At 61.1% G+C, this 11634-nt stretch carries 8 protein-coding genes; 3 read left to right on the plus strand and 5 right to left on the minus strand.

The features are described from left to right. Position 1: 1 nt before the first annotated feature. Positions 2-5107 carry a DUF6543 domain-containing protein gene (locus tag HKK57_RS22765; protein ID WP_169390815.1) on the minus strand — a complete coding sequence of 1702 codons (5106 nt, stop codon included), beginning with the start codon at positions 5105-5107 and terminating at the stop codon, positions 2-4. Between the two features lie 182 nt (positions 5108-5289). Between HKK57_RS22765 and HKK57_RS22770 the strand changes: the two genes are divergently transcribed. Next, positions 5290-6321, plus strand: a complete 1032-nt coding sequence (locus tag HKK57_RS22770) for an Ldh family oxidoreductase (RefSeq protein ID WP_133715734.1) — start codon at positions 5290-5292, stop codon at positions 6319-6321. Positions 6322-6360: 39 nt separating this feature from the next. On the opposite strand, the gene HKK57_RS22775 is transcribed toward HKK57_RS22770, so the two are convergent. After that, positions 6361-6681, minus strand: coding sequence for a DUF883 family protein (locus HKK57_RS22775; RefSeq protein WP_070995271.1), 321 nt, complete (start codon positions 6679-6681; stop codon positions 6361-6363). A 164-nt stretch (positions 6682-6845) separates the two neighbouring features. Between HKK57_RS22775 and HKK57_RS22780 the strand changes: the two genes are divergently transcribed. Beyond that, the gene (locus HKK57_RS22780; RefSeq protein ID WP_029291496.1) at positions 6846-7097 is read left to right on the plus strand and encodes a hypothetical protein; all 252 of its coding nucleotides are present in this window, start codon (positions 6846-6848) and stop codon (positions 7095-7097) included. A 72-nt stretch (positions 7098-7169) separates the two neighbouring features. Here HKK57_RS22780 and HKK57_RS22785 read toward each other — a convergent pair whose 3' ends face one another. The 3 genes from HKK57_RS22785 to HKK57_RS22795 are packed head-to-tail and all read right to left on the minus strand — an operon-like array spanning position 7170 to position 9627. Further along, positions 7170-7718 (minus strand): GNAT family N-acetyltransferase, encoded by a 549-nt coding sequence (locus tag HKK57_RS22785; RefSeq protein ID WP_169390816.1) that lies wholly within the window; start codon positions 7716-7718, stop codon positions 7170-7172. A 5-nt stretch (positions 7719-7723) separates the two neighbouring features. After that, positions 7724-8191 carry an LEA type 2 family protein gene (locus HKK57_RS22790; RefSeq protein WP_029291501.1) on the minus strand — a complete coding sequence of 156 codons (468 nt, stop codon included), beginning with the start codon at positions 8189-8191 and terminating at the stop codon, positions 7724-7726. A gap of 8 nt (positions 8192-8199) precedes the next feature. After that, positions 8200-9627 (minus strand): nucleobase:cation symporter-2 family protein, encoded by a 1428-nt coding sequence (locus HKK57_RS22795; protein WP_169390817.1) that lies wholly within the window; start codon positions 9625-9627, stop codon positions 8200-8202. Between the two features lie 234 nt (positions 9628-9861). Here HKK57_RS22795 and HKK57_RS22800 point away from each other — a divergent pair, with 234 nt between their 5' ends. After that, positions 9862-11487: a methyl-accepting chemotaxis protein gene (locus tag HKK57_RS22800; protein WP_029291506.1), complete on the plus strand. Its 1626-nt coding sequence runs from the start codon at positions 9862-9864 to the stop codon at positions 11485-11487. Positions 11488-11634 lie beyond the last annotated feature (147 nt).

An 11634-nucleotide genomic window follows, 5' to 3' on the forward strand; every position in this document is an offset into this window, starting at 1 on the left:
ATCAGTGCGCGGACGCCTTTCGTTCGAAAGGCACCGGGTCCAATTGACGTCCCAGGTTACTGATCAGGAACGCCACCGAGTCGGCATTATCCAGGATAGTGTCGACTCGTTTGCCGAGATTGGTCATGAATATCCCCCTCGCATTACTCAGGTCCACACCGCCCGTAGTACGCAGGATCTGATCCCTGATGTATTCGGTTTCAGGTGTCGAGCCGAAGTCTCTCCAGACGTTGCCCGCGACGTCCACGTACTTGAACAATTGGCTGACGGGCGTCCTGCGCGAATACCCCGTGGTTTGCCGATTTTTCTGGTAGGCGGCCAACTCGCGCCCGGCCTGGGTCAGTGTCTCGATCAGATCGGAAAACGGCATCACCGAGTCCAGGTACGCTGCATCGGCCGTCGTGGCCACCAGATGGCTCAACTCGTGAATCAACAGCGTGGCCCGCGCATGGGCCTCCCGGTCGAAGTAGTCGGTCAGGCGATTGTCGTAGTCGCTGAAGGGCGGTGCAAAAAAGTGCTCAGTCAAAAAGATCCGCCGGTCCGGATCATTGTCGATGGTAAAACCCCAGTTGTTCTGTGGGTCGATTCGATGGGACCCCACCACGAACCGTTTCGAATCGAGTGTATACAGGCTGGGGTCCAGCAGGCCGGCGAGAATCTGGTCGACGACGCGATGCAGCTTTTGCACCAGGGCCGGGGCAATCTCTTGAGGCCCCTGGTCCGGGTTGATATCGATCCCGAAGAAGCTGTTGACGAAGCGATGTATACGGGTCACCGGCGCGATGCCTGGCGCCAGTAACGCCAGGTTCAGCTTGCAGTTCTGCACATAAAACGTTGCCAGGTCCATGGCCTCCACAATCATCCTGGCCCGCTGGGGATACAACCGGCGAATCGCCTTCATGCCGATCGCTTCGATATTCATGGTGGTACGGGCTGAGGCGCTGACATCTGCCCGGTCCTGCAGGCGGCCCAAGGCCTGGCCATAGCGCGCGATCTTTTGCCGGGTGTCAAGGCGCCATTGGCCCGCGCTGTCGCGATAGACAAACGGGCCATGGTTAGCGGCCGTCTTGATCCGCCAGAACGTACCGAGGCTCTCTACCCGGTAGACCTTGCCCGCCAGCGCAATGTACGGCACGCCTTTATGCTGGTAAGTCCCGTTGAATGTATTGAGCGTCATATCCGTCAATCCCACATCGTGCACTTCGCTGGGCGACAGCAGGGTGCGCTGCGGGGCGGTGATGTCCAGTGTCGACCAATTGGCCGAGGGTTGCGTCGGCGCGACGGGGGGGTGCTGCGCCGGGTCGAAGATCAAAGCCTTGGCGTCCTGCAAGGCCTGGCCGAGCGCGGCCATTTGTCCCAGCCCGTTGATGAACGTCTGCAAGGCCAGGCCCCAGTGCTGGTCCTGCAAGGCCTCTGCGGACTCAGTGAACAGTGAAATGCTTTGCCAGATGGCCCAAGGCAGTGCCAGCTTGCCGGGCAGCAAGCCGAGCATCCGGCCCGCAGTGCCATCGAGCACCTGGGTGAGGGTTTGCCACTCGGCCTCGGCCCCCTGGATCAATTGGGCACCCAGCAGATTGAGGAGTAACTGGCGGTTATCGTCGAACAGGCGGCCCAGCAGGTTGCCCTGGATCGGATTGAATCCCAGGGTGATCTCCGAGGTAGCGCCTTGGGAACTGGCCAACAGGTTTCGATAGGTGGCGTCCTGGGGCGCGGCCAGCCGCCTGAGCACCCAGTCTTGCAGGGCGCCTGGAGTATTCAGGGCTTGCACGAACTGCGCCTCGCTTTCGAACTCGCGCAAGCTCAAGGTTGGGTGATAGGGCGCGTACAACACCTGCGGCCCCTCGCGCCCGGCGCTGATGAAGTACAGCCCCAGGGCCGGGGCCAGCGAAGCGCCGGCGGTGGCGAGCAATTCCAGGGGCCTGACCTGGGCCGTGGTGCCTGGCACCAGTGCACGGGCCACCGCATCCGGCATGTCGAATGCCTGTTGCAGCAGTTCGAAACCCACATCTGACAGGCGCTCTTGCAACTTGAGGGCATGGGCGTGTTGCAACAGTTGCCAGGGCAACTGCTGGCTGAAATCCTGCAAGCGCTGTGCGACACCGGCTGCGCCCGCCGACAGTTTTTGATTCAGGTACGTGTGATAGTCGCTCTGGATATTCAATTGCGTCAGCATCTGACGCACCACGGTTTGCGTCAGGCCGGTGGCCAGGGACACCACGTCAAATTCGGCCGCTTGCGCACTGGTGGGGCCCATGGCGAAATCCAGCAAGCTTTGGCGCCGTCCTGCCAACGCCAGCCTGGGCACAATCTCGACACCCGTGGCATAGGTTGAGTAATCGACGAGCATGTCGTTCAGGCGGTTCTCCACATGTTGACGCAACGAATCAAGCTCGTAGAGATAGTCCCGGCCGTGCAAGGTATGGATGCGATATTGCTCCAATATCTCGGCCTGGCGCCGTTGCTCCCTGGGCGGCGCTGCGCCCAGCCGGTTGTGCAGTGAGTGCCGCAGCTCTGCCAAGCGTGCGATATCCATCGCGCGCTGCAGGTTATTGGCGGGGACTTCGCTGCGCAGTTGTCCCAGAGCCTGGGCCAGCGACGAGGCTTGGGCCTTGAGCGTCAGGGTGTGTTGGCGTTGGGCAAGATAATGCTCGATCCAGGATTGCTGGCATTGCTGCAATGCGGGCTTGGTCATCAATTGCAACGGCCCCAGCTCATAACGTCGATGGGGGATGTGCTGCAAGGCCGAGAGGTTTTCCAGCAGGCCCAGGCGCTGGGTCGGGCTGCGTAGCCGTTGAGCCAGGACCTCGCGCAAGTCGCTGATCGAAGCGAAGGCTTCCACGCCTGCCGCCGGCGTCCACAGCAGCGCATGCCCGGAGTGGTAATGATCGAGGCCCCCGCGTTCAGTGAGCACAAAACAGTTGGTCAGTCGCAGCAGGCTGGTCTGGCCAGCGGGCAACACTGACACTGTGAATGCTTGTGGGGTGAAGCCTTTCAACACAGGATCCTGTCCGCGCACTGTGTTGTCCGGATCCAGCATCGTTTGCAGGATCTGGATATCGCGCTCATCAAGGGTCTTGTCCAGCCCTCTGAGCCGTGCCTCTTCAAGAATCCCCACGGACATGCTGTGCGCCAGCTTGGGGATCAAGGCCTCCAGGCCCGCACGGGGGATTTGCGCGACGGGCTGGCGGCTCAGACCGGCTAGCCACTGGGTGACCATACTATTGAGGCGGACAATGTCCAGGTCCGGTCTTTTCGTGGCCTGGCCGCGAGTCCGTGGTCCATATACCCCGTATTGCGCAGTGTCAGGGATGGCCTGTGCCTGGTGCAGCAGGCGGGCGACACAGTGCACCAACAGGCTCTGGCTGGACTGTGGCGTGCGCCGCTCCTGGGCGTCGGCATTGCCAGCATAGCGATTGATAAAAAGGTCTTGTGGGTTGAGCGCGGCCACCTCAGAGGCCGGGAAAGTGGCATGCAACTGCTCGCTGATGACGCGCTCCAGGCTGGGAACCTGCGCTATCAGGGTGTCCAGCGCATGGCTGACGCTGTGCAATCGCCGGTGGGTCAGGCGGGCCTTTTCCGCTGGCACCGACGGCGCGCAAGGATGGGTGCTCCAGCGTCCCTCGGCGTCCAGTGCCCGTAACCTGTGGTCGAGCATCGCGCGGATATCCAGGCCGTAATCCAGCATGGCGTAGGCGTTGACCGTACCCTGGTTGCGTCGGTACAGGTCCAGGCAGTATTCGAGGTTCTGCTGCTGTTTGCCGATGACCGTTTCCAACAAGGTGCTGAATACCGGCCCAGTGAACGGCACCGAGCTGAACTGCGGGTTTTCAAACCCGACAAACCGTGCCCGCTCTTCCAGTGACAAAAAACCGAAGAAATCATCCTCATGCCCCTGCGCAACGGCCATTGCCTTGAGCGTGGCCTGCAAGTCGTGCTCGTCCTTGAGCACTTGCCAACCTCTGGACTGGGTGTAGAGGTAGGCGTCGGGATGAGTGACCACCAGCGTGCTGGCCAGCTCGACATAGTAAGAGGTGTGCTCCCACAGGCGGACTTTTTCAGTCAACGGCCTGTGCTCGCGTTCGACGGGCTGGTAGAGCGCGTTCAGTTGCTGCCACTGTCCGGGAGTGAAGATCTCCTGCTGACGCTTGAGCAGTAAGTCGACCCTGGATTTATCGCTCATGGCCTGGGCAAAGTATTCGCGCCTGGACCACCCGGCGTAAACGTCGGTGTTCCAGTAAGTGAGCAGTGAGTTGTTCAGATACAGGCGCAGTTGATCGGACGCTTGCTGGATGCCATCGTCCCAGCGGCTGAGGTCGCGCGCCTGGGGGCTGGTGCCTGAGGGCGACAATATCTCGGGGTTGGTGTAGACCCGGCGCAGCCCCACCGGCCAGGCATGCTGGCGGTGGAACAGCAGTAGGGCATCACGCAACAACAGGGCATTTACCCATTTTTCCTGGTCGGTGGATGATGAAACCCGTGCGTAAAAAAATACATGGGTCTTGCGCTGGTCCACGCTCGGGAAGGGCTTGCGCAAGGTGCTGGACAACAACTGGTCCAGCAGGGTTGCCACCAATGGCAGCTTGCTCAATTCATTGAGCAGGGTCTGCACGGTGCGGTTCTGGCCACGTTCGATACAGGCTCGCTGTTCATCAAATACGTTGCCCGTGATCAACTGTCGGGTGAGGCTGGCGCCGGGCTTGAAGTCCAGGCCTATGCGGTCGTCCAGGGCCAGGAAGTGCAGGAGTTCGCCCCGTTGTGCATCGTCCAGCAGGCGTTTTTCCAGGGTGTCGAGCAGTTGCCCGGCATCACTGAACTTCTCCAGCCCGGTTTGCGGGCCGTAGAAAAACACTGGGGTGTAGGCGTCTTCGGAACTCATCATGAAGGCGCCGGCCAATTCGACCGGCTCGTGCCCCGGCAAGTTGATCAACAACCGTTCGGCAATCATTGGCGGGGTTTGCGCCTTGCGTGCATCGGCATCGACAAAAAACAGATTGCGCAGGAATTCCCGATCCTTTTCGGTAATGCCGCGTTGTCGCTCACGCTCGTTCAAACGCTTGATCACCCGTAACGCTTCGGGGAAAAAATAGGGTAGAGGCTGGTCGTCCATGATCGTTTGTGCACTGGCTTGAGGAAGGGCAAAGCCTACGAGTACCGATGGGCGCAGCGGCGCTAAATAAATAGGCCGCGAGCCCGCACAGGTGTTGACAGGCGGGTTGCCGGGCGTTGTTTAATCAGGGCGTTGAGTCCAGCAGGCTGTAGCCCCCTCCAATAACAATTCCGGAGCTTCAGATGTCAGCCACGCCCGTTACTGCAGTGAACACATCCATGGCCTTCAGCGAACTGGTGGCCCTGCTTACACGCATCTTCATTCGTCATGGCACCTCGCCCGATGTGGCCGCTGTCCTGGCCGATAACTGCGCCCGTGCCGAACGGGACGGCGCCCACAGCCATGGGGTCTTTCGTATACCTGGCTACGTCTCGACGCTGAACAGCGGCTGGGTCAATGGTATGGCCGTGCCGCAGGTCGAAGATGTCGCGTCAGGCTTTGTCCGGGTCGATGCCGACAATGGTTTTGCGCAGCCGGCCCTGGCAGCAGCGCGCCCGCTGTTAGTGCAAAAGGCCCGTAGCGCCGGGATCGCGGTATTGGCCATTCGCAACTCCCATCACTTTGCGGCGCTCTGGCCCGATGTCGAGCCTTTCGCCGAGGAAGGGCTGGTGGCGCTGAGTGTGGTCAACAGCATGACGTGTGTGGTGCCTCACGGCGCAGATCGCCCCTTGTTCGGCACCAATCCCATCGCGTTCGCCGCGCCCCGCGCCGATGGGCCGCCGATTGTGTTTGACCTGGCCACCAGCGCCATTGCCCATGGCGACGTGCAGATCGCCGCGCGCAAGGGCGAGCGCGTGCCACCTGGCACCGGTGTCGACAGCCTGGGCCAGCCGACCCAGGACCCTCGGGCCATCCTTGAAGGGGGCGCGTTGCTGCCGTTCGGTGGGCACAAGGGCTCGGCCTTGTCGATGATGGTTGAACTGCTGGCGGCGGCATTGACGGGGGGCAATTTTTCCTTTGAGTTCGACTGGTCCAACCATCCCGGCGCCAAGACGCCCTGGACCGGCCAGTTGCTGATCGTCATTGACCCGAGCAAAAACGCTGGCCAGGGCTTTGCCGAACGCAGCCAGGAACTGGTGCGCCAGATGCATGCAGCAGGGTTACGACGTTTGCCGGGCGACCGCCGTCATCGGGCGCGGGCCAGGTCTGAGGAGGAGGGGATTATCATCGACGGTGAAGAGTTGGAGCGCTTGCGGGCGTTGGCCCAGGCCTGAACACCGGCGCGGACGACGCCGCGCCAGTGATGACCGTTATCAGTGGCGACGGCCCAGCAACAGGCCGACGACCAGGCCGAAACCGGCCGAGATTGCCACCGTCTGCCACGGGTGGCCACCGATGTAGGTTTCGGTAGCATCGACCACCGGCTTGCTGCGCTCACGCACGTTGGACACCGAGTCCAGGGCCTGCTTGAGCTTGATCGCGACCTGCTCGCGCAGGGTTTCACCTTCTTCTCCCACCAGCGACGCGCTGCTTTTGAGCAGTTTGTCCGATTCTTCGATCAGGGCCTGGAGTTCGCTGAACGCCTGGTCCTTGATTTGCTCTTCGACTGCTTGGGCGGCGGTTTTACGGGCCATTGAGTAGCTCCTTGCGGGGTAAGTGGGCAGTGAACAATGGAGTCTTGCAGTGGGCTAAAAGTTGCAGTTTTTTTCGCTGACTCTCAGCACGGGATAAAATCCGAATTCGGACCTTTCGACCTACAGTGTAAGATGTCACCTATTTGTGCAGCAGGTAATTCCACATGAGCTTCAATCTGGCCAACAAGCCCCTTGCCGAGCGCGCTGCGCTTGAAGATGAAAAGTCGCGCCTGTACGACTTGTGGCAAAGCAACCTGGGCAAGGCCAAAGGCGAGGGCGCCCGACTGTTTGGCGAGCGCTCCAAACGCAAGGGCAAATGGGCCGAATGGGTCCGCTCGGAATTGGACGGCATGTCGCCACCGGAGTTTGCCAACATGGTGCGCAGTGAAGTCAACCGACTGATGGCGGCCAAGTAGGGGCCGGCGATTGCGGTAGTTCAGTCACTACATGTGCTGGCTGGTATACCGCTATCGCGGGCAAGCCCGCTCCTACAGGGATTGTTTCATCCATTCTTCGCGGGTGATTTCCCAAATTTCCTTGGGAAATACCCCCGCCACGAAGTGTCCTTCTTCCGTGCGGATCAAGCGCATCCGGGTTTTTTCCGAAATCCTGCGCGACCCCAGGTTCGGCGCGGCCTTGGGCACCCGCAGCAGTGGGCGTTCGAGCACCTTGAACCAATACTCGGTCACCGCCGCACTGGCTTCGCTCATTAGCCCCTGACCTTGCCAATGCGGGGCCAGCCAGAAGCCTCGGTTGTTATCCAGCTCATCCATCAGGCTCACATTGCCGATCAACTGCCCGGGCTCTTCGCGCAGGCGGATCGACCAGTGCCACTCGCGCCCCTCGACCATGGCCGGCAAGGCTATTTGCTCCAGGAAGCTGCGGGCGCCATCGGCCGGGTAGGGCCAGGGCACCAAGGCATTGAGGTAACGCACCACCTCCCAGTGGGGAAACTGTTGCTGGATACCCTCGGCGTCGTCCAGGGTCAGCGGTTGCAGGATCAGGCGTTCGGTGTGCAGGGTGGGCAAGGTGTCCATGTTGTTTACCACGTCACTGTGGTGGGCAGGTCCAGCGTCCCGCGATCAACAAAACGCACGGTGCCAAACAAGCCACCGGCCAGCTTGCCGCGCAGGACATAGGGCAGGTTGTTCAAACTCTGGGTCTGGCTCAGGCCAAGGGTCTGGCGCAGCACGGAAAATGCCGAAACGCTGACCGGGACTGTCAGCACCGTCTCAGAAAAGCGCGGGATCGACCCCTGTTGATCGCTGACCCCGGCCGCCAGTGGCCGTCCATTGACCTCCAGGTCCAAGGCCACGCCGTTGTAGTCGATCGCTGTTTCGTTGGGGTTCTGCACCCGCAGTTTCACCGCAAACCGCACTTCCAGGTCCTGGCTTTGCAACGGTTCGATGCCCACCACATTGATATGCAGCGCATCACGGTCGGGGAACAGGGCGCAGGCGCTCAGGCTGAGCAATACCAGGGATAGGGTCAGGCCGATCAATCTGCGCATAAGGGTTCCTATTTCGTCGGGGCCGGGTCCTGCATCACTTTGAGGGTCGAGGCTTCCGGATCAAATTCATCTTCCTGCAACTCTATGAACTCTTCAGGCAGGAAGATGTTCAGCAGGATCGCACAGAATGCACCGACGGTAATCGGCGACTCGAAGATGTTATGCAGGGCCTTGGGCAACTCGCGCAGCACTTCTGGCACCGCCGCCACACCCAGGCCCATCCCCAGGGAAATGGCCACGATCAGCACATTGCGTCGATGCAGCCCGGCCTCGGCGAGGATCTTGATCCCGGCCACGGCCACGGTACCGAACATGATCAGGGTCGCGCTACCTAGCACCGGCTTGGGCATCAATTGCAAGACCGCGCCAATCATCGGGAACAGACCGAGTAGCACCAGCAGGCCGGCAATGAAATACGCCACATAGCGGCTGGCCACGCCGGTCAACTGGATCACGCCGTTGTTCTGGGCGAAGGTCACCATCGGCAGGCTATTGAAGGTGGCGGCCATCACCGAGTTCAGGCCGTCAGCCAGCAGGCCAGACTTGATGCGCTTGATGTACAGCGGGCCTTTGACCGGTTGCTGGGAAATCATCGAGTTGGCTGTCAGATCTCCGGCCGCCTCCAGCGGGGAAATCAGGAAGATCACGGCTACCGAGATAAACGCCACCCAATCAAACGAAAATCCGTACTTGAACGGCACCGGCACGCTGACCAACGGCACCTGGGGCAATGCCGCCAGGTCGACCCGGCCCAGCCACCAGGCCACGACAAACCCCAGGGTCAGGCCGATGACAATCGAGCCCAGACGCAGGAATGGGTTATTGAAGCGGTTGAGCACCACGATGGTCACCAACACCAGGGCGGCCAACCCCATATTGCTGGCGGCACCCAGGTCGGCGGCGCCGTAGCCGCCGGCCATGTCAGTGACGGCGACCTTGATCAACGACAGGCCCATCAAGGTGATGATGGTGCCGGTAACCACCGGGGTGATCAGTTTGCGCAATTTTCCGATGAACTGGCTGAGCACCACTTCGATAAACGCTGCAAAGAAGCAGATGCCAAAGATCGTCGACAGGATCTCATCGGTGCCGCCGCCCCGGGCCTTGACCATGAACCCGGCACTGAGAATTACGCTGATAAACGAAAAGCTGGTGCCTTGCAGGCATAACAAACCCGAGCCCACCGGACCAAAGCGCCGCGCCTGGACAAACGTGCCCAGCCCCGAGACGAACAGGGCCATGCTGACCAGGTAGGGCACTTCGCTTTCCAGGCCCAGCACGCCGCCGACGATCAGGGTCGGGGTAATGATCCCAACAAAGCTGGCGAGCACGTGCTGCAGGGCGGCAAAAATCGCCGCCGTGAAGTGCGGACGGTCTTCCAGACCATAGATCAGGTCCGATTTATAGCGGGGGCGGGGGGCTTGAGCGTCAGACAAAATATGTGCTCGGGTCAGAAAATGGACGCGCAGGATGCCAGAAAGCGCCCGCTGTCAAAAGTGTGAAAATATATTTCTCGGATCCGTGCAAAAAGCCTCAAGCCTGCCGATATCCCTTATAGGCCCACATAACCCTTACAACAGTGGCGCCGAACAGTCGCCTGTGTGCGTTGACGCACAGTGACCGTGTCGCGGCAAGGACGCTCGCAGCCATCCCTTCTTGAGAGCTTTCCTATGTCCCTCCGTAATTTGAATATCGCACCTCGGGCGTTTCTCGGTTTTGCGTTTATTGCGTTGCTTGTGATTGTTCTAGGGGTGTTTGCCGTCAACCGCATGACGCTGATTCGCCAGGCCGCGTTGGACATGGGCGCCAACCAACTGCCGAGTGTCGGCTACCTGGCCAATATGACCGAGAACGTGTTGCGCCTGCGCATTCTGTCCTTCCGTATCTTGGTCAATCGTGAGCCGGCAGCCCTGCAAGATGCCCAAACGCGCATCGGGGTGCTGGTCGACAAGGCCCGCCAAGCCCAGGCAGGTTATGCCGCGATGCCGGCCGGCGCCGAAGAAGCCGCGCTGTACAAGACCTTTGCGGCCACGCTCGACAACTACCTCAAAGCCCAGGCCGAAATGCTTGCGCTGTCCCAGCAGAACAAAGTCGAGGAGATGCGCGCCCTGATCAACAGCCGGATCAAGGACGGCACCGATCGGATGGGTGAGCAACTGAACCAGTTGATTGCGATCAATGCCGCCGATGCCAAACAGGCCGGCGAAGACGCCGGGCGCAGCTATAGCGATGCGATCAGCGGGATCATCGTGGTGTCGGTGGTCGCGGCGCTGATGACCGTATTGCTTGCCTGGCTGCTGACCCGCAGCATCGTAACGCCCCTGCGCAAGGCCGTGGCAGCCGCCGAGACCATCTCCAGTGGCGACCTGAGCAAAGCCATCGAGGACGACGGCCAGGACGAGCCTGCCCGCCTGATCGGTGCCCTGGCGACCATGCAGAACAACCTGCGCCAGACCATCCAGCACATCGCCGGCTCAGCTACGCAATTGGCCTCGGCCGCCGAAGAGCTGAGCGCAGTTACTGAGGAAGCCTCCAAGGGCTTGCAGCAGCAGAACAATGAAATCGACCAGGCCGCCACGGCGGTCAATGAAATGACCGCCGCCGTAGAAGAAGTGGCGCGCAACGCGGTGTCGACCTCCGAGGCCTCGACCCAGTCGAACCAGGCCGCGCGGGAAGGGCGCGACCGTGTGGTGGAAACCGTGGGCGCGATCCAGACCATGACCCAGGACGTGCAGAACACCTCGGTGTTGATCGAAGGCCTGGCGACCCAGGGCCGTGATATTGGCAAGGTACTGGACGTGATTCGCGCGATTGCCGAGCAAACCAACCTGCTGGCCCTCAACGCGGCCATCGAGGCCGCACGCGCCGGTGAAGCCGGGCGTGGGTTTGCCGTAGTGGCCGATGAAGTACGCGCCCTGGCCCATCGCACCCAGCAGTCGACTCAAGAGATCGAGAAGATGGTGGCCGGGATCCAGAACGGTACGGGTGAAGCGGTGCAATCCATGCAGCAGAGCAACCAGCGTACCCAAAGCACTTTGGAAATGGCCCGCGCGGCGGGTGTGGCACTGGAGCAGATCACCCAGTCCATCAGCCTGATCAACGAGCGCAACCTGGTGATCGCCAGCGCCTCTGAAGAGCAGGCCCAGGTATCACGGGAAGTGGACCGCAACCTGGTGAACATCCGCGACCTGGCCACCCAATCGGCGGCCGGTGCCAACCAGACCAGCGCCGCCAGCCACGAACTGTCGCGCCTGGCAGTGGACTTGAATGCCATGGTGGCACGCTTCGTGATCTAACTATTGGTGTGGAAAGGGGGGCGGCGGTAGCGCCAAAACCAGCCACCTTGGTGTACCTGGCAGGACAGGGTGAGGCTATTGGGGCGGCTTTGCCGCCCAGCGCGGGGCAAGCCCGCTCGCCACAGACAAGTCCTCTCACCACAGGCA

It is taken from the genome of Pseudomonas sp. ADAK21 (assembly GCF_012935735.1).
Classification (GTDB): domain Bacteria; phylum Pseudomonadota; class Gammaproteobacteria; order Pseudomonadales; family Pseudomonadaceae; genus Aquipseudomonas; species Aquipseudomonas proteolytica.

Coding starts and splice junctions, on each gene's coding strand:
- HKK57_RS22765 (WP_169390815.1), bottom strand. CDS start 5,107: ATGGACGACCAGCCTCTACCCTATTTTTTCCCCGAAGCGTTACGGGTG.
- HKK57_RS22770 (WP_133715734.1), top strand. CDS start 5,290: ATGTCAGCCACGCCCGTTACTGCAGTGAACACATCCATGGCCTTCAGC.
- HKK57_RS22775 (WP_070995271.1), bottom strand. CDS start 6,681: ATGGCCCGTAAAACCGCCGCCCAAGCAGTCGAAGAGCAAATCAAGGAC.
- HKK57_RS22780 (WP_029291496.1), top strand. CDS start 6,846: ATGAGCTTCAATCTGGCCAACAAGCCCCTTGCCGAGCGCGCTGCGCTT.
- HKK57_RS22785 (WP_169390816.1), bottom strand. CDS start 7,718: ATGGACACCTTGCCCACCCTGCACACCGAACGCCTGATCCTGCAACCG.
- HKK57_RS22790 (WP_029291501.1), bottom strand. CDS start 8,191: ATGCGCAGATTGATCGGCCTGACCCTATCCCTGGTATTGCTCAGCCTG.
- HKK57_RS22800 (WP_029291506.1), top strand. CDS start 9,862: ATGTCCCTCCGTAATTTGAATATCGCACCTCGGGCGTTTCTCGGTTTT.